The 17154-nt window shown below is 69.2% G+C and carries 20 protein-coding genes, 3 tRNA genes and 1 pseudogene; 6 read left to right on the top strand and 18 right to left on the bottom strand.

Features of this window, described 5'->3' with window-relative positions:
* Nucleotides 1-90 precede the first annotated feature (90 nt).
* The 9 genes from ACFWWR_RS13860 to ACFWWR_RS13820 form a co-directional block, all read right to left on the bottom strand.
* Nucleotides 91-276, bottom strand: coding sequence for a hypothetical protein (locus tag ACFWWR_RS13860; protein WP_383865981.1), 186 nt, complete (start codon nucleotides 274-276; stop codon nucleotides 91-93).
* Nucleotides 277-435: 159 nt separating this feature from the next.
* Entirely contained in the window at nucleotides 436-819 is a 384-nt protein-coding gene (rplL, locus tag ACFWWR_RS13855; RefSeq protein ID WP_384303376.1) for a 50S ribosomal protein L7/L12, read from the bottom strand.
* Nucleotides 820-933: 114 nt separating this feature from the next.
* Nucleotides 934-1464, bottom strand: coding sequence for a 50S ribosomal protein L10 (gene rplJ, locus ACFWWR_RS13850; protein WP_030039746.1), 531 nt, complete (start codon nucleotides 1462-1464; stop codon nucleotides 934-936).
* Between the two features lie 411 nt (nucleotides 1465-1875).
* A complete protein-coding gene (locus tag ACFWWR_RS13845; RefSeq protein WP_384303374.1) occupies nucleotides 1876-2733 on the bottom strand; it encodes a hypothetical protein in 858 nt (285 codons plus the stop codon).
* Nucleotides 2734-2853: 120 nt separating this feature from the next.
* The gene (gene rplA / locus ACFWWR_RS13840) at nucleotides 2854-3579 is read right to left on the bottom strand and encodes a 50S ribosomal protein L1 (protein ID WP_383865975.1); all 726 of its coding nucleotides are present in this window, start codon (nucleotides 3577-3579) and stop codon (nucleotides 2854-2856) included.
* Between the two features lie 76 nt (nucleotides 3580-3655).
* Nucleotides 3656-4090 (bottom strand): 50S ribosomal protein L11, encoded by a 435-nt coding sequence (gene rplK / locus ACFWWR_RS13835; RefSeq protein WP_020135826.1) that lies wholly within the window; start codon nucleotides 4088-4090, stop codon nucleotides 3656-3658.
* A 182-nt stretch (nucleotides 4091-4272) separates the two neighbouring features.
* Nucleotides 4273-5160, bottom strand: a complete 888-nt coding sequence (gene nusG / locus ACFWWR_RS13830; RefSeq protein ID WP_383865973.1) for a transcription termination/antitermination protein NusG — start codon at nucleotides 5158-5160, stop codon at nucleotides 4273-4275.
* Between the two features lie 77 nt (nucleotides 5161-5237).
* Nucleotides 5238-5525 carry a preprotein translocase subunit SecE gene (gene secE, locus ACFWWR_RS13825; RefSeq protein WP_383865971.1) on the bottom strand — a complete coding sequence of 96 codons (288 nt, stop codon included), beginning with the start codon at nucleotides 5523-5525 and terminating at the stop codon, nucleotides 5238-5240.
* Nucleotides 5526-5633: 108 nt separating this feature from the next.
* Nucleotides 5634-5706, bottom strand: a tRNA-Trp gene (locus ACFWWR_RS13820).
* A gap of 286 nt (nucleotides 5707-5992) precedes the next feature.
* Between ACFWWR_RS13820 and ACFWWR_RS13815 the strand changes: the two genes are divergently transcribed.
* On the top strand, nucleotides 5993-7219 hold the full coding sequence (locus ACFWWR_RS13815) for a pyridoxal phosphate-dependent aminotransferase (protein WP_383865969.1): 1227 nt from the start codon (nucleotides 5993-5995) through the stop codon (nucleotides 7217-7219).
* Nucleotides 7220-7350: 131 nt separating this feature from the next.
* A complete protein-coding gene (locus ACFWWR_RS13810; RefSeq protein WP_383865967.1) occupies nucleotides 7351-8382 on the top strand; it encodes an adenosine deaminase in 1032 nt (343 codons plus the stop codon).
* A 32-nt stretch (nucleotides 8383-8414) separates the two neighbouring features.
* On the opposite strand, the gene ACFWWR_RS13805 is transcribed toward ACFWWR_RS13810, so the two are convergent.
* From ACFWWR_RS13805 to ACFWWR_RS13770, 8 genes are all read right to left on the bottom strand, one after another.
* Nucleotides 8415-9470, bottom strand: coding sequence for a UDP-N-acetylmuramate dehydrogenase (locus tag ACFWWR_RS13805; protein WP_383865965.1), 1056 nt, complete (start codon nucleotides 9468-9470; stop codon nucleotides 8415-8417).
* Between the two features lie 395 nt (nucleotides 9471-9865).
* Entirely contained in the window at nucleotides 9866-11308 is a 1443-nt protein-coding gene (locus ACFWWR_RS13800; RefSeq protein WP_383876523.1) for an MFS transporter, read from the bottom strand.
* Nucleotides 11309-11403: 95 nt separating this feature from the next.
* Nucleotides 11404-11973: a TetR/AcrR family transcriptional regulator gene (locus ACFWWR_RS13795; RefSeq protein ID WP_383876521.1), complete on the bottom strand. Its 570-nt coding sequence runs from the start codon at nucleotides 11971-11973 to the stop codon at nucleotides 11404-11406.
* 122 nt (nucleotides 11974-12095) lie between these two features.
* Nucleotides 12096-12524 (bottom strand): MaoC family dehydratase, encoded by a 429-nt coding sequence (locus ACFWWR_RS13790; protein WP_383876518.1) that lies wholly within the window; start codon nucleotides 12522-12524, stop codon nucleotides 12096-12098.
* A 4-nt stretch (nucleotides 12525-12528) separates the two neighbouring features.
* Nucleotides 12529-12981 carry a MaoC family dehydratase N-terminal domain-containing protein gene (locus tag ACFWWR_RS13785; RefSeq protein ID WP_383876515.1) on the bottom strand — a complete coding sequence of 151 codons (453 nt, stop codon included), beginning with the start codon at nucleotides 12979-12981 and terminating at the stop codon, nucleotides 12529-12531.
* A gap of 86 nt (nucleotides 12982-13067) precedes the next feature.
* Nucleotides 13068-13232 (bottom strand): 50S ribosomal protein L33, encoded by a 165-nt coding sequence (rpmG, locus tag ACFWWR_RS13780; protein WP_003948671.1) that lies wholly within the window; start codon nucleotides 13230-13232, stop codon nucleotides 13068-13070.
* Nucleotides 13233-13328: 96 nt separating this feature from the next.
* A tRNA-Met gene (locus ACFWWR_RS13775) sits at nucleotides 13329-13401 on the bottom strand.
* A gap of 46 nt (nucleotides 13402-13447) precedes the next feature.
* Nucleotides 13448-13520: transfer RNA gene (locus tag ACFWWR_RS13770), tRNA-Thr, on the bottom strand.
* Between the two features lie 269 nt (nucleotides 13521-13789).
* Here ACFWWR_RS13770 and ACFWWR_RS13765 point away from each other — a divergent pair.
* From ACFWWR_RS13765 to ACFWWR_RS13755, 3 genes are all read left to right on the top strand, one after another.
* Nucleotides 13790-15088: a hydrolase gene (locus ACFWWR_RS13765; RefSeq protein ID WP_383876512.1), complete on the top strand. Its 1299-nt coding sequence runs from the start codon at nucleotides 13790-13792 to the stop codon at nucleotides 15086-15088.
* A gap of 98 nt (nucleotides 15089-15186) precedes the next feature.
* Nucleotides 15187-15843 carry an NAD(P)H-binding protein gene (locus ACFWWR_RS13760; protein ID WP_383876510.1) on the top strand — a complete coding sequence of 219 codons (657 nt, stop codon included), beginning with the start codon at nucleotides 15187-15189 and terminating at the stop codon, nucleotides 15841-15843.
* 2 nt (nucleotides 15844-15845) lie between these two features.
* Nucleotides 15846-16223, top strand: a complete 378-nt coding sequence (locus ACFWWR_RS13755; RefSeq protein ID WP_383876508.1) for a nuclear transport factor 2 family protein — start codon at nucleotides 15846-15848, stop codon at nucleotides 16221-16223.
* Between the two features lie 50 nt (nucleotides 16224-16273).
* On the opposite strand, the gene ACFWWR_RS13750 is transcribed toward ACFWWR_RS13755, so the two are convergent.
* Complete coding sequence (locus ACFWWR_RS13750) at nucleotides 16274-16486, bottom strand: hypothetical protein (RefSeq protein ID WP_383876506.1); 213 nt, start codon at nucleotides 16484-16486, stop codon at nucleotides 16274-16276.
* Between the two features lie 144 nt (nucleotides 16487-16630).
* Between ACFWWR_RS13750 and ACFWWR_RS13745 the strand changes: the two are divergent.
* Nucleotides 16631-17020: pseudogene (locus ACFWWR_RS13745) on the top strand (SdrD B-like domain-containing protein); the annotation flags it as partial.
* Nucleotides 17021-17154 lie beyond the last annotated feature (134 nt).

The following is a 17154-nucleotide window of genomic DNA, read 5'->3' as shown; positions in this document are numbered from 1 at the left end:
AAGGGTCAGTGTAGCCACTTGGCACACTGATGTCCAGCTCGGGTTTTTGAGACCCTCGTTGTTCTCAACACCTTCGGCAAGCCCACGTCCTCAACGCACGTTGATACTGCCCTCTTCGTCGCCGATCCATGCCTCGGATTCGGATCCTTGTGACGACGCGTCCTGAGAATTGCGCGCCGCGTGCGGTTCGTCAAGGCCCTCCTTGCCCGAACCGGGTGCTGCGCTCGTCACGTGCTGCCTGCACCGGGCGCCCGGAGACACGACGAAGATCACCATACTCCGCGCGAACCTCGGTGCAAGGCGGTCGCCACCCGGCTCCCCGGAACGCCGAAGAGCGACCACCCGGATGGATGATCGCTCTTCGGTGCGTCAGCGTTACAGCCCTCTCAGAGGGACTGCGTCAGCCTGCAGGAGAGTCCGAAGGACTCTCTGGGGTCACTTGACCTCGACGGAGGCGCCGGCGGCCTTGAGGGACTCGGCGGCCTTCTCGGCGGCGTCCTTGGCGACCTTCTCGAGGACGGGCTTCGGGGCGCCGTCCACGAGGTCCTTGGCCTCCTTGAGGCCCAGGGAGGTCAGCTCACGCACGACCTTGATGACCTGGATCTTCTTCTCGCCGGCGCCGGTGAGGATGACGTCGAACTCGTCCTGCTCCTCAGCGGCCTCGACCGGGGCGCCGGGGGCGGCGGGGCCGGCAACGGCGACCGCGGCGGCGGCGGTGACGTCGAACTTCTCCTCGAAGGCCTTCACGAACTCGGAGAGCTCGATGAGGGTCATCTCTTCGAACTGCGCGAGCAGGTCTTCCTGGCTGAGCTTCGCCATGAGGGGCGATCCTTCCACTTTTTCGGCAGGTGCCGGATGTACATGTATGGCGGGCGTACGTTCGGCCCGCTACGACCGTCGCCTCAGGCGGCTTCGGTCAGTGCGCGAGCCGAGTTACTCGGCACCGCCCTGCTCGTCCTGCTTGGCGCGAAGAGCGTCCACGGTGCGGACGAGCTTCGACGGGAGCGCCTGGAAGACCTGAGCAGCCTGAGTCTGCTTGCCCTTGAAGGCACCCGCCAGCTTGGAGAGCAGAACCTCGCGGGACTCGAGGTCCGCAAGCTTCTTGATCTCGTCGGCGGACAGCGCCTTGCCGTCAAGGACACCGCCCTTGATGACGAGGTTCGGGTTGTCCTTGGCGAAGTCACGAAGACCCTTCGCCGACTCCACCGGGTCACCGGTGACGAAGGCAACTGCCGTCGGACCGTTGAACAGGTCGTCGAGCGTCGAGATCCCGGCCTCGTTGGCCGCAATCTTGGTCAGCGTGTTCTTCACCACGGCGTACTGGGCGTTCTCACCGAGCGAACGACGCAGCGTCTTGAGCTGCGCCACGGTGAGACCCCGGTACTCGGTCAGCACAGCGGCGTTCGAGCTACGGAACTGCTCCGCGAGCTCGGCCACCGCGGCAGCCTTGTCGGGCCTTGCCATAGAGCGTCGGCCTCCTTCCGGGTGATGAGGACCGCTCAGAAGGGGCTGGGACAAACGAAACGCCCCGGCGCAGGCGCACGGGGCGTAGCTCTACCGGACTTTCGCAGCGTGAGCAGCGAGCTCCGGGAGCACATCCACATTCACCTACGCGGGTCGTCCGCAGTTCAGCGGATCCTTCGGCCACCGCACCCTCTTACGAGCACACGGCAACGACCAGCGGTCTTTGGCTTCTGTAGGAGAATACGCGACCGGATCGCCGTCGAGCAAATCCGGTGGTACGGGGCTCAGCTCGCCCCCAGCTCGGACAGACCGAAGGTGAGCCGGCTCCTGCCGTCCGGTTCCTCGGCGGCTCCACCCCCGCCTGTGTACCTGGCCTCGTCCACGAGCCCGATCTTCGCCTCGCCGTCGAGCTCAAAGGGCCGGGCTGCCGCCCTGCTCCCCCAGCAGATCCTTGAAGTCCCTGGTGTCGTCGGCCGGAGGCTTCCGTACGGAGACCCGTGTGCCGTAATCGCTGTAGTACGCGGTCTGGGTCAGCCCGCCGGTGGCCATCCGGCCCTTCTCGACCTTCTTGACCAGCAGGTCTCGGTCGTCGACCCAGATGTCGACGGTCTGCGTGGTGACGCCGGCCTGTTCGAGCTGTTTCCTCAGCTCCGCGTCGGCGACATCGCTCACCCGGACCGTGCCGGAGTAGTGCGTGGTGGCCTGTCCGTTCACCGTCTCCGCGCCGACCCGGCGCACGTCCGCGGAGTCGAGGAGCAGCTTCACCGACTGGTTCGGCGTGGTGTTGCGCATCTGGTCCGCGAAGTTCGCGCCACCACCGCCGAGAGCCTCGAGATCCGCGTACACGTACTTGAGCCAGTGCTTGCCGCCGGCCTTCTCGGCGAACGTGTCGCCCATCCGCGCGTAGTAGGCGTCGGACAGGTAGCGGGCCTCCATCGACGTGATGCCGAGACCGCGCATCGTCTCGGCCGTCGTGCCGCCGGTGTACGTGATGGTCAGGGTGCCGGTGAGAGCGCGGCCCCAGTCGAGGGCGCCGTCGGCCTCGATGGACAGCTGGCTGCCCATGACCGTCGTGGAGCGCACCCTGGCCGACTGGGCACGGTCGGTGGACCGCTCGGCGGAACGCAGGGCCGGAAGGAACTCGGAGGCCGCCCGGCGGTCCTTCTCGGGCTTCGCGGAGGGCTCGGCGGAAGTGCAGGCGGTCACCGCGGTCACCGCGGTCGCCGACGCGACCGCGAGGGCGACGCGGCGCCCCTTCGTGAACTTCATACGTCCCCCTGTGCCGTTGCCGTGACCGCACGCTAACCCAGGGCACGACCCCCGGACACAGGAACGGGCCCCGCACCGTGCAGGTGCGGGGCCCGTCGCCGACTGGGCGAGCCGTCAGGCTCAGACCGCCGCCGGGTCCTCCTCGACGAGGAGGTTGCGGGTGCGGTTCGGGTCGAGCGGAATGCCGGGGCCGATCGTGGTGCTCAGCGCGGCCTTCTTGATGTAGCGACCCTTCGCGGCGGACGGCTTCAGACGAAGGATCTCGTCCAGCGCCGCGCCGTAGTTCTCCACCAGCTTGGTGTCGTCGAACGACACCTTGCCGATGATGAAGTGCAGGTTCGAGTGCTTGTCGACGCGGAACTCGATCTTGCCACCCTTGATCTCGGTGACGGCCTTGGTCACGTCCGGGGTCACGGTGCCGGTCTTGGGGTTCGGCATGAGACCACGGGGACCGAGCACGCGGCCCAGGCGGCCGACCTTGCCCATGAGGTCCGGGGTGGCGACGACGGCGTCGAAGTCCAGACGGCCCTTCGACACCTCGTCGATGAGCTCGTCGGCGCCGACGATGTCGGCGCCCGCGGCACGAGCGGCCTCGGCACGGTCACCGGTCGCGAAGACCAGGACCCGGGCGGTCTTACCGGTGCCGTGCGGGAGGTTCACGGTGCCACGGACCATCTGGTCGGCCTTACGCGGGTCGACACCCAGACGGAAGGCGACCTCGACGGTGCCGTCGAACTTGCTGGTGGAGGTCTCCTTGGCGAGACGGACGGCCTCGAGCGGGGCGTAGAACTTGTCCCGGTCGATCTTGGCGTCCGCAGCGCGGAGAGACTTGCTGCGCTTGCTCACTACTGCTCCTGTGTGTTCTTGAGGAGTCGTGGTGCGGGCCGAGCAGGCCCTGCCACTACTGCTGGGAGATTGGGGCTCAGCCCTCGACCGTGACGCCCATGGAACGCGCGGTACCGGCGATGATCTTCGCGGCGGCGTCCAGGTCGTTGGCGTTGAGGTCGGGAAGCTTGGTCGTGGCAATCTCGCGGACCTGCGCCTGGGTGATCTTGGCGACCTTGGTCTTGTGCGGCTCGCCGGAGCCCTTCTCGATGCCCGCGGCCTTGAGGATCATCTTGGCGGCCGGCGGCGTCTTGGTGATGAAGGTGAAGGAGCGGTCCTCGTAGACCGTGATCTCCACCGGGATCACCCAGCCACGCTGCGACTCGGTCGCGGCGTTGTACGCCTTGCAGAACTCCATGATGTTGACGCCGTGCTGACCCAGCGCGGGGCCGACCGGCGGAGCCGGGTTGGCGGCACCGGCCTGGATCTGGAGCTTGATGAGCCCCGTGACCTTCTTCTTCTTGGGAGGCATTGCTCTCCGGGTCCTTTCGATTCGGGTCTACCCCCACCCGGGTCGCGTCCCAGATGAAGGCATACCGCACAACGATAACGGGTATAGATGCGCGGCCAAAAACCGAGCAGGTCAGACGGGCTTTCAACAGCCCTTCTGACCTGCTCGGACGCGGTGGGTCCAGGGAGGAACCAGTCGAGGAACTAGTTCTTCTGGATCTGGTCGAACGACAGCTCGACCGGCGTCTCGCGGCCGAAGATCTCGACGAGACCCTTGACCTTCTTCGAGTCGGGGTTGATCTCGTTGATGGTCGCCTGCAGCGTGGCGAACGGGCCGTCGGTGACGGTGACCGAGTCGCCGACCTCGAAGTCCAGCACCTGGACCTCGACCTTGCGCTGCGGAGCGGGCTTGCCCTCGGCCTCGGCGGCCTCACGGGCGGCCTTCTCCTCGGCCTCCGGCGCGAGCATCTTGACGATCTCGTCCAGGGTCAGCGGGTACGGGTCGTAGGCGTTGCCCACGAAGCCGGTGACGCCGGGGGTGTTGCGGACGACGCCCCAGGACTCGTTCGTCAGGTCCATGCGCACCAGCACGTAGCCGGGAAGCTTGTTCTGGCGGACGGTCTTGCGCTCGCCGTTCTTGATCTGCGCGACCTCTTCCTGCGGCACCTCGGCCTGGAAGATGAAGTCCTCGACGTTCAGCGAGACGGCACGCTGCTCGAGGTTGGTCTTCACGCGGTTCTCGTAACCGGCGTACGTGTGGATGACGTACCACTCGCCGGGGAGGGTGCGCAGTTCCTCGCGCAGGGCGGCGACGGGGTCGACCGGCTCGGCCGGCTCCTCCTCGACGTCCTCTTCCTCTTCCGCGACGGCCTCGTCCTCGGCGTCCTCGGCGGACTCGTCCTCGGCCGACTCGGCAGCTTCGGCGGTCTCGTCCTCGTCCTCGACGTTTACGGCGGCTTCCTCGGCGGGCTCACCCAGTTCGGCTTCCGCAGCCTCGAACTCGTCCGCCTCGTCCGCGCCCTCGACGATGTCGAGTTCGTCATCCACGGACTGGTCCGGCTCGACGGCCTCGTTCAGGTTCGGGTCAGACACGGTGGCTGCTTCTTCCTGGATACATGGGGGTGGAACACGCGAAAGGGGCGCCGGTGACGGCGCCCTTCGCTCTTGGCTCAGCCAAAGACGTACTTGGCGGCGTGGTCGAGCCCATAGTCAATCACGGTGACCAAGCCGATCATGATGACGACGAAGACGATCACGACGGTCGTGTACGTCGTCAGCTGGCTGCGCGTGGGCCATACGACCTTGCGAAGCTCAGCGACAATCTGGCGGTAGAAGAGAGCGAGGCGCTTCAGCGGGCCCTTCTTGGCACGCTTTCCGCCCTTACGAGTCTTCTTCTGGGACTCCGGCGCCTCGTCCTGGGCATCAGGCATGTCGATGGAGCCCACGGCGTCCGTCACTCGTCCTCACCTGATTCCGGGTCGTGGCCGTGCCGCGCCCGGTCTGAGCCGCACGGCGGTGCATTGCTGTACGTACATGCGCACACATCCTGGCGAAGGAGTGTGTAGCAGGGCCGGAGGGACTTGAACCCCCAACCGCTGGTTTTGGAGACCAGTGCTCTACCAATTGAGCTACGACCCTTTGCGTGTTCCCCAACAACGTACCGCATCCGACCGAGTGCTCGGTGTGCACCGGTTGAGCGCAGGCTGCTGAGGGCCAACGAGGTGAGAGTGTACGTGTTCTGTGCGTCCTCGTCGAACAGAAAGCGCCCGTAAGGGCCCTGCCGACGGAAGAACGGCGGAAGATCGACTGAAGATCGCCCTGGCCGTGGCAGGGATCCGGACGGGTGTCCAGGGGTTTGCCCGCACATGTTCAGTCTGTGAAACCCGCGTGCCGGGGTCGTTTCCGGTCTGAAACGATGGGCCCCATGAGCCCTGCAACCCCTCCCACCGAGCGCCGGGTCTCCGCCCGAGTCGGCGCGATCTCCGAGTCCGCCACCCTCGCCGTGGACGCCAAGGCCAAGGCCCTGAAGGCGGCCGGTCGGCCGGTGATCGGCTTCGGCGCCGGTGAGCCCGACTTCCCGACCCCGGACTACATCGTCGAGGCGGCCGTCGAGGCCTGCAAGAACCCCAAGTACCACCGCTACACGCCGGCCGGCGGTCTCCCCGAGCTGAAGGCCGCGATCGCCGCCAAGACGCTGCGTGACTCGAACTACGAGGTCGACCCGGCGCAGATCCTCGTCACCAATGGCGGAAAGCAGGCCATCTACGAAGCCTTCGCCGCGATCCTCGACCCGGGCGACGAGGTCATCGTCCCGGCGCCGTACTGGACGACGTACCCGGAGTCGATCCGGCTGGCCGGCGGTGTGCCGGTCGACGTCGTCGCGGACGAGACGACCGGTTACCGCGTCAGCGTGGAGCAGCTGGAGGCGGCCCGCACCGAGAAGACGAAGGTCGTCCTCTTCGTGTCCCCCTCCAACCCGACCGGCGCGGTCTACAGCGCCGAGGACGCCGAGGCGATCGGCCGCTGGGCCGTCGAGCACGGCCTGTGGGTGATGACGGACGAGATCTACGAGCACCTGGTCTACGGCGACGCGACGTTCACGTCCCTGCCCGCGATCCTGCCGGAGCTGCGGGACAAGTGCATCGTCGTCAACGGTGTCGCGAAGACGTACGCCATGACGGGCTGGCGGGTCGGCTGGATCATCGGCCCGAAGGACGTCGTGAAGGCGGCGACGAACCTCCAGTCGCACGCCACGTCGAACGTGTCGAACGTGGCGCAGGTCGCGGCGCTGGCCGCGGTGTCGGGCGGGCTGGACGCCGTCGCGACGATGCGGGAGGCCTTCGACCGCCGACGCAAGACGATCGTGCGGATGCTCAACGAGATCGACGGCGTCGTCTGCCCCGAGCCCGAGGGCGCCTTCTACGCCTACCCCTCGGTGAAGGGCCTGCTCGGCAAGGAGATCCGCGGCAAGCGCCCGCAGGACACGGTCGCGCTGGCCGCGCTGATCCTGGAGGAGGCCGAGGTCGCGGTCGTCCCGGGCGAGGCCTTCGGCACGCCGGGCTATCTGCGGCTGTCGTACGCCCTGGGGGACGAGGACCTCGTCGAGGGTGTCTCGCGGATCCAGAAGCTGCTGGCCGAGGCTCGGGACTGAGTCACCGGGTGCCGTCGCGGGGCGGGCGCCTCCGGATTTCCGGAGGCACCCGCCCTGTTTGTTTGTGCGAGCAAGACCACTAAAGGGGAAAGCGCTACCGGGACGGCAGGGACGTACGGCAGGATCCTGGGATGGAGCGTGTACGTGATGTCTCTGAGCTGCCCAAAGCCCATCTGCACCTGCACTTCACCGGTTCGATGCGGCCCGGCACCGTGCTGGAACTGGCCGACAAGTACGGCGTGCGGCTGCCCGAGGTGCTCAGTGAAGCCCTGACCAGCGGGGAACCGCCGCAGCTGCGGGCGACGGACGAGCGGGGCTGGTTCCGCTTCCAGCGCCTGTACGACGCGGCGCGCTCGTGCCTCAGAGAGCCCGAGGACATCCGGCGCCTGGTGCGGGAGGCCGCGGAGGAGGACCTGAAGGACGGCTCGGGCTGGCTGGAGATCCAGGTCGACCCGACGTCGTACGCCCCGCGCCTGGGCGGTCTGATCCCGGCGCTGGAGGTCATCCTGGACGCGGTGGAGACGACCTCGCGCGAGACGGGCCTCGGCATGCGGGTCCTGGTCGCCGCGAACCGTATGAAGCACCCTCTGGACGCGCGCACGCTGGCCCGCCTGGCCGTGCGGTACGCGGACCGTGGTGTGGTCGGCTTCGGATTGTCCAACGACGAGCGCCGGGGTCTGGCGAGGGACTTCGATCGTGCCTTCGCCATCGCGCGGGAGGGCGGCCTGCTGTCGGCGCCGCACGGCGGCGAGCTGACGGGCCCGTACTCGGTACGGGACTGCCTCGACGACCTGCACGCGAACCGGCTCGGCCACGGGGTCCGCGCGGCCGAGGATCCGCGCCTGCTGAAGCAGCTCGCGGAGCGGGGCGTCACGTGTGAGGTGTGTCCGGCGTCGAACGTCGCCCTGGGCGTCTACGAGAAGCCCGAGGACGTGCCGCTGCGGACCCTGTTCGAGGCGGGCGTGCCGATGGCGCTCGGTGCCGACGATCCGCTTCTCTTCGGTTCTCGCCTGGCCGCCCAGTACGAGATCGCCCGCAACCACCATGCCTTCACGGACCTGGAGCTGGCGGAGCTGGCCCGGCAGTCGATTCGTGGCTCGGCCGCCCCCGAGGACACGAAGGCGAAGCTGCTGGCAGGGGTGGACGGCTGGCTGGCGGCCTAGGATCCGGGCGGGGCCAGGCCCTTTCCCTTTGTTCAGAGGCTGACGCCGACTGTCACCGGCTCGTTGACCAGCGTCACCCCGAAGGCGTCACGGACGCCGGTGACCACCTCGCGGGCCAGCGCGAGGAGGTCCTCGGTGGTCGCCGCGCCGCGGTTGGTGAGGGCGAGGGTGTGCTTGGTGGAGATGCGGGCGGGTCCGGTGCCGTAGCCCTTGGTGAACCCGGCCTTGTCGATCAGCCAGGCGGCGGAGGTCTTGGTACGGCCCTCCCCCGCCGGGTACGCGGGCGGCTCCACGCCCTCGCCCAGCCGCTGGCGCACGCGCGCGTGGAAGGCCGCGAACTGTTCCTCGGTCAGGATCGGGTTGGTGAAGAAGGAGCCGGCCGACCAGGTGTCGTGGTCCTCGGGGTCCAGGACCATGCCCTTGCCGGAGCGCAGCTTCAGCACGGTCTCGCGGGCGTCGGCGAGCGGCACGCGGTCACCGGGTTCCACGCCCAGGGCGCGGGCGGTCTCGGCGTACTTGAGCGGAGCGGACAGTCCGTCCGCGTCCTCCAGCTCGAAGCGGACACGCAGGACGACGTATCGCTCGGGGGTGGTCTTGAAGCGGCTGTGGCGGTACGAGAAGGCACAGTCGGCGTTCGGGATCGTGACCGTCTCGCGTGTGATCCGGTCGTAGGCGGTCACGTCGGTGATCGTGGCGGAGACCTCCTGGCCGTACGCCCCCACGTTCTGGATGGGGGTCGCGCCGGCGGAGCCGGGGATGCCGGCCAGGCACTCGATGCCGGCGAGTCCGGCCTCCACGGTGCGGGCGACGGCGTCGGTCCACACCTCGCCGGCGGCCAGCTCCAGGCTGGTGCCGTCGAGGGCGAAGCCCTTGGTGGCGATGACGAGCGCGGTTCCGGCGAAGCCCTTGTCGCCGATGACCAGGTTCGATCCGCCGCCGATGAGCAGCAGGGGCGTGCCGCTGTCGTCGGCCTCGCGGACGGCCGCGATCACCTCGGCGTCGGTCGTCGCGGTGACCAGGCGGGTCGCGGGGCCGCCGAGCCGGAAGGTGGTCAGCGGGGCGAGGGGGGCGTCGTGGAGTTCCTGCACGCGCCCAAGACTACGAGACGGGGCTGACAGCTTCGGTTGTGGTGCGGTGCGGGTGCCTGCGGCGCCTGTGCGGGCGGGTTGGGGGTCGGGGCCGTGTCAGGGGGTGTCCGTCCTCGGAACGGCGCGGAATCGGTTGCCTTTCGAGGTGCTCGTGTTGACGCGCCAACCGCTGCGGGCGGACACCCCCCGACACGGCCCCTCGCCGCCGTACGCCGGTGCGGGAGCGTACGCCTTAAGACGCCGGTCGCGGCCGCCTCTCGGCCTTCCGAGTCGGGTGGTGGGGGGATGGGTTGGGGGTCTGGGGGCGGAGCACCCAGTAGACGCACGCGTCGGCGCCGGGTGTCTGGGAAAGAGGGGGTGGAACCCCGTTGCCCGCACCCGGCGCCGCCATTCGTTCAGGAACCGGTGGTCTCCAGGACCGGCGTCGGCTCGGTCGGTGCCGGCTTCGCGAGCCGGGTCGCCCGGTGCCGTCCCGGGATGAGCAATGCCGCGGCCCCGGCGACAGCCACGACCGCCGCCCCCGTCACCAAGGCAGGCCGCAGCCCGTCCACAAAGGCCTGCCCGCTCTCGTAACCACCCTGCGCCGAGAAGATCGACGCCATGACGGCGATGCCGAGCGCGCCCCCGACCTCGCGCAGAGCGTTGTTCGCGCCGGAGGCTATGCCCTGTTCGTGGGCGCTGACGCTGGACATCACCAGATTGGCGGCGGGAGCGAAGTACAGGGCCATGCCGATGCCGCTGATGATCAGGCCGGGCAGCTGGATCGCGTAGGAGGCGTCCGCGGTGGCCACGGAGGCCATCCAGGCGAGGCCGGCGGCCTGGAGGAAGAGGCCTGCGGCGACGACGGGGCGGCCGCCGATGCGGTCGGAGAGGATGCCGGCGATCGGGGCGACGAGCATGGGCATGCCGGTCCAGGGCAGCATGCGCAGGCCCGCCTCGGTGGGCGAGTAGCCGAGCACGCCCTGCATGTACTGGCTGAGCAGGAAGATCGAGCCGAACATCCCCAGGAACATCAGCAGGCTCGCGGCGTTGATCCCGGAGAAGGCGCGGGAGCGGAACAGCCGCATCGGAATCATGGGGTGCTTGGCGCGGATGCTGTAAAGGACGAAGCCGGTGAGCAGGGCGGTACCGGTGAACAGGCCGGTCAGGACGAGCGGGCTCGTCCAGCCGTCCACCGGGCTGCGGACCAGGCCGTAGACGATCCCGAAGAGGCCGCCGCTGGCGAGCAGGGTGCCGGTGATGTCGAGCCGGGCACCGGTGCCGCGGGACTCGGCGAGGCGGAGGCGGGCGAGCGGCAGGAGGGCGATGCCCAGCGGCACGTTCAGCCAGAAGATCCACTGCCAGGAGATGTGCTCGGTGAGGCTGCCGCCGATGAGCGGGCCGGAGGCCACGGCGAGGCCGTTGACGGCGCCCCAGATGCCGTACGCCATTCCGCGCTTGGCGGCCGGCACGGCTGCCGTGAGGAGGGTGAGGGTCAGCGGCATCATGATCGCCGCCCCTACGCCCTGGACCGCGCGGGCGGCGATCAGGGAGTCGATGCCGGGCGCCATGGCCGCGGCGGCGGAAGCTGCGGTGAAGACGGCGGTGCCGATGATGAAGAGCCGGCGGCGGCCGAAGCGGTCGCCGAGCGCCGCGCCGAACATCAGGAAGACGGCGAAGGTGAGCGTGTAGGCGCTCACGGTCCATTCCAGGTCGTCCAGTGCTCCCCCGAGGTCCTTCCGGATGGAGGGCAGGGCGGTGGTGACGACGAGATTGTCCAGTGCCGCCATGAATCCGGCGACGCTGGTGATGACAAGGGCCCAGACGGCCCCTCCACGACGTGCGGTCTGCTGTGACATCTCTCCCCCAGAGAGTGATCGACAAGATCAGTTAGTTATTGATGACTAACTTTCACGTTCATGAAAGGGCCCTCGATGCCCTTCTTCGGTCCTTGCTACTTCTCCAGCCGGCCCTTGATCCGCGCCGACGGGTAGAGCCCTTCCCAGACCCGGTGCTCGGGCGGGAAGCCCATGGCCACCAGGCAGTTGACGAGCATTCCGTACGCCAGGAAGGTCGTCGTCTCGTCGATGTCGGCACCCAGGGGCAGATGGACGGTGTCCCACAGTCGCATCCAGCCGGCCCGCACCGTCTCGCCGAACTCGTGGTCACCGGCCTCCTCGGCGGCGGCCACGGCGCCGTACATCTGCATCTGCATCATCAGCATCTCGGGCCGCTCCGCGATGGCCTTGGTGTACGCGTTCGCCATGGCATGCAGGGCTTTTTCGCCCTCGAGTCCCTCGGCGGCCTCCGCGAAGGCGCTGATGGTGTCCTCGACGCACCGCTCGGCCGCCGCGAGGAAGATCGCTTTCTTGCTCGGGAAGAGCCGGAAGAGGTACGGCTGCGAGACACCGACGCGCTTGGCGATCGCTTCGGTCGAGGTGCCGTGGTACCCGCCACGGGCGAACTCGGCCGTCGCCGCGCGGATGACACTCTCGCGCCTCTCTTCTGCGCTCATCCTGACCATGCGAGTAAGTTAGTACTCAATCACTAACTAAGTCAAGAGGTCCTCTCGGGACTGGGCCGACCAGTGCCCATGAGTAAGGGGCGCTCCGTATTGGAGAACGCCCCTTACCGACTGCTCCGGCTTCAGGCCAGTCGTACGACCGCCCGCGACATCCCCAGCACCTTCTGCCCGGCGCTGGTCGCGACGAGGTCCACGCGGACCGTGTTGTCGTCGAGCTTGGCCGCGACCTTGCCGCTGACCTCGACGGTGGCGCCCTGGTCGTCGTTCGGGACGACGACGGGCTTGGTGAAGCGGACGCCGTACTCGACGACCGAGCCCGGGTCGCCGGCCCAGTCGGTGACCACGCGGATCGCCTCGGCCATGGTGAACATGCCGTGCGCGATGACGTCCGGCAGTCCGACCTCCTTGGCGAACTTCTCGTTCCAGTGGATCGGGTTGAAGTCGCCGGAGGCGCCCGCGTACTGGACGAGGGTGGCGCGGGTCACGGAGAAGGTCTGGGCGGGCAGCTCGGTGCCGACCTCGACGTCGCTGTACGCGATGTTGGCGGTCATCTGCTCATGCCTCCTCGGCCGCACGGGCCACGAGCTTGGTCCAGGCGGTCACGACGTGCTCGCCGGCCTCGTCGTGGACCTCGCCGCGGATGTCCAGGATGTCGTTGCCCGCCATGGACTTGATCGCCTCGATGGTCGAGGTGACCGTGAGCCGGTCACCGGCGCGCACGGGACGGACGTAGGCGAACTTCTGGTCGCCGTGCACCACCCGGCTGTAGTCGAGGCCGAGCTGCGGGTCCTGGACGACCTGCCCGGCCGCCTTGAAGGTGATCGAGAAGACGAAGGTCGGCGGGGCGATCACTTCAGGGTGGCCGAGCGCCTTGGCGGCCTCCGGGTCCGTGTACGCCGGGTTGGCGTCCCCCACTGCCTCCGCGAACTCACGGATCTTCTCCCGGCCCACTTCATAGGGGGCGGTGGGCGGGTAGCTCCGCCCCACGAAGGACTGGTCGAGCGCCATGGCTCGGCACCTCCTGATTCTGCTGGACGGAAACGACGTGAGGCCGCCCCCCAACTGCGGGGGACGGCCTCACGTACGAGCCTGAATTATCGCGTTTCGCGGTGCGCGGTGTGCGCGTTGCAACGCGGGCAGTGCTTCTTCATCTCCAGTCGGTCCGGGTTGTTACGCCGGTTCTTCTTGGTGATGTAGTTCCGCTCCTTGCACTCCACGCAGGCCAGCGTGATCTTCGGGCGGACGTCGGTGGCAGCCACAGGAGTGCTCCTTGACGAACGGATGGGACGATGAACGCATTAACGCATAGAAGAGTAGCCGATCGAAGGACCGACCCCGCAATCGGCTACTGTCAGTAGCGGTGACCGGACTTGAACCGGTGACACAGCGATTATGAGCCGCTTGCTCTACCGACTGAGCTACACCGCTGTGATGCGATCGGACCCCGCCTTGCGGCGGGAACCTCTCACACCAGAGCCCCAATACGGAATCGAACCGTAGACCTTCTCCTTACCATGGAGACGCTCTGCCGACTGAGCTATTGGGGCGAGCGATGAAGACATTACACGCTAGGCCGCCGTTCGCCCAAATCCGTTTCGCGGCTCCCGTCCAGGCCCGATCCGCGGTTCTCCCAGGGGTCTCCGCCGCCTCTCCGGTACGACGGACCACACCGGTACGACTATTGCGCTCCTCCCCGGTGTGAGCAGGTCGTCACCCTAGGCTCGGACTCACTCTGCGTGATCTTGCGTCCCCTTTGCAGCCCTCGAACTCACTCCGCAGTCCCCGAGCCCCGCAGCCCCCGAACCCCTGGAGCGCGATGCCCGACAGCCAGCCGCAGCCGCCCCATTCGTCGTCCGGTTCGTCGTCGGGTTCGTCCTCTGGTGCTTCGTCGGGCTCGCCGTCCGGGCGGTTCGATGGGGCATACCTCCTGTTGTGCGGCGCGCGGCTCACCGACGGCCGGACCGTGGACGTACGGCTGGGCGGCGGACGCATCGAGGCGGTCGGCACGGTCGGCAGCCTCGCGGCGGGCGGGGCACGCACGCGTGGCGCGCGCGTGGACCTCGGCGGCTACCTCCTCCTGCCGGCCCCGGCCGAGCCGCACGCCCACGGCGACACCGCCCTGTCGGCCGACGGCGAGGGACCGGTCTCGTACGACACCCAGGACGTCCAGCGCCGGGCCACGGAAGCCGCCCTGCTGCAACTCGGGCACGGGGCGACCGTGCTGCGCACGCACGTGCGCGTGGGGGACGTCCAGGGGCTCGGCGCGCTGACCGCCGTGCTCCAGGCACGGCGGGCGCTGCGCGGGCTCGCGGAGCTGACGACCGTGGCGATGCCGAGGGTGCTGACCGGGGTGGCCGGGGCCGACGGGCTGGCGATGCTGCGGGACGCTGTGAAGATGGGCGCCTCCGTGGTGGGCGGTTGTCCGGATCTCGACCCTGACCCGACGGGGTACGTGCAGGCGGTCCTGGACGTCGCCTCCGAACACGGCTGCCCCGTCGATCTGCACACCGACGCCACCGACCCGGCCCGCCTGTCCCGGCTCGCGGCCATGGCCGGCGGACTGCGCCCCGGGGTGACCCTCGCGCCGTGCGGCGGCTTGGAGCGCCTGCCCGCCGAGGTGGCGTCCCGGACCGCCGATCAACTCGCTGCGGCCGGCGTGGCGGTGGTGTGTCTGCCGCAGGGCGGCTGCGGGGGCGTCGAACGACGGGGCACGGCCCCGGTACGGATGCTGCGGGCGGCCGGAGTGCGGGTGGCGGCCGGCAGCGGCGCCATGCGGGACGTCTCGAACCCCGTGGGGCGCGGCGACCCGCTGGAGGCGGCCTACCTGCTGGCCTCGCGCCACGGCCTGCGTCCCGAGGAGGCGTACGACGCGGTGAGCGGGCAGGCCCGGGCGGTGCTGGGCCTGCCGGAGGTACGCGTGGAGGCGGGATTTCCGGCCGAGCTGCTCGCTGTTCGCGGTGACCGGCTGTCGGGGGCGCTCTCGCTCGCGTACAGCCGGATCGTGGTCCACCGGGGGCGCGTGGTGGCGCGGACCAGCGCGGTGCGGGAGTACTGCAACACTGCGGCCGCGGCGGAGTTGGGGCTGCCTCGACAGGGGCGTGGGCAGTTGTCGTAGTGGGGCGGGCGGGGCACGTGCGGCCCGGGGGTGCGCGCTCCTGATGTGTGGCCGGAGTCGTGCGGCGGATGCGGCTGTGCGGGCGTACGGTCGGAAGCATGCGCATTGTCATCGCTGGTGGTCATGGTCAGATCGCGCTGCGGCTGGAGCGACTGCTCGCCGCGCGCGGAGACGAGGTCGCGGGGCTCATCCGCCGCGCCGAACAGGGCGACGACCTGCGGGAGGCCGGTGCCGAACCGGTCCTGCTGGATCTGGAGTCGGCCTCGGTCGAGGAGGTCGCGGCGCACCTGCAGGGCGCGGACGCGGCGGTCTTCGCGGCGGGTGCGGGCCCGGGCAGCGGGGTGGCCCGCAAGGACTCGGTGGACAAGGCCGCGGCGGTGTTGTTCGCGGACGCGGCGGTCCGGGCGGGGGTACGGCGTTTCGTGGTCGTGTCGTCGATGGGCGCGGATCCGGCGCACCAGGGCGACGAAATCTTCGACGTCTACCTGCGCGCCAAGGGCGAGGCGGACGCGTACGTGAGCGGCCTGGAATCCCTCGACTGGACGATCCTGCGCCCCGGTTCACTGACCAACGACGCCGGCACCGGGCTCGTACGGCTTGAGGCGCAAACGGGCCGGGGCGCGGTGCCGCGGGACGACGTGGCGGCCGTACTGGCGGAGTTGGTGGACACACGGGCCACGGCCGGACTGGTCCTGGAGCTGATCAGCGGGTCCTCGCCGGTGTCCGTGGCGGTGAAGTCGGTGGCGGGAAACTGAGGATGGCGACCGCGGGGGTGCCGGCGGCGCGGGAGGCGCTGCTGCGGCGGATGTACGAGGTTTTCTCGACGGACGAGCGAGACGCCTTCCTGGTGCGGTGCCTGGCTCCGGACGTGGACTGGCCGAACATGCTGGACGGGGTCCGGCTGCACGGCCGCGAGGCGGTACGCGCCTACTGGGCCCGGCAGTTCGCTGCCGGGCATCCCCTCGTACGGATGGAAGGGCTGCGGCTCGACGAGGACGGCGAGGCGGTGGCGGTCACCGTACGGCTCGGCATGCGGAACGCGGGTGGGGAGCACTGGGCCGGGACGGTCGAGCACGTGTACCGGTTCGGCGGGGACGGGTTGGTGACGCGGATGGATGTGCGGCCCGGCCCCTAAAAGCCCGTGAGTCGTGTCCAGAACCTCTGGAACCCCTAGAACTGGAACCCCTAGAACAGGGGCAGCTGCCCGGGAAAGACGGGGACCGCGTACCCGTCCAACGTGGGCTGCGCGGCTCCGAGTTCCGCCTGCCGCCGAGATCCTGGGCACGAGACGAGCTCGCCGCTCTCGCGTGCGCGGGGCGGGTCGTGCCGGGCGAAGCGTCCGGCGACGACCGCGATCTCGCGACGGCATTCGGGGCAGTGTCTGCGGCGGGTGGACATGGGATCAGTGTGCCCGCCCTGAATTGCTCCCCACTCCTCCCCGAAAACCGACCGCACTTGCTTAGGTCAATCAACATTCGTTCGGGTCTCCTGCGTCATCGGGCACCGGCATCGGGTTCACCTACGGTGCGATGCCCGCGCTACATCCTGCTGAGTGGCACCAGCGGCCTCACCGGCGTGGTCCTGTCCGCCGACAGCGGGGCGCCGGTCGGGGAGGCCGTCGTCATCGTCACCGACGTCAGCGGGGACGTCCTGGCGACCGGAGGCACCGACGCCCTGGGCGCGTTCAGCGTCGCCGACCTGGTGCCGGGGACCGCGACGCTGAGCGATGCCCTGGTGACCCTGGTGGACGCCGCGGGCAACGTCGTCGCCACGTCCACGACCGGCCCCGACGGTGCCCACGCCTTCTCCGACCTGGACGGTGGCGCGTACACGATCATCGCGACGGGCTACCCGCCCCAGGCCGCCTCGGTGACGCTCACCGGCGACGGCGGGGACGACCACGACATCGAACACGTCCACGCGGGGCGGTAGTTCCCCCTCGATCCCTCGCCCGCCCCACGTGCCGCCGACGCAGAGGCCTTGGCGGCACTCGTGGGGGCGGCGAGGGGCGAACAAGGGACGCCGGTGCGCTGTACGGCAGCAGACATGACCAAGGGCCCGTGACC

Origin of the sequence: Streptomyces sp. NPDC058678, assembly GCF_042714835.1 — a bacterium.
Taxonomy (GTDB): domain Bacteria; phylum Actinomycetota; class Actinomycetes; order Streptomycetales; family Streptomycetaceae; genus Streptomyces.
Note: the sequence above shows the minus strand (reverse complement) of the source record. Positions and strands in the feature narration are given on the sequence as shown.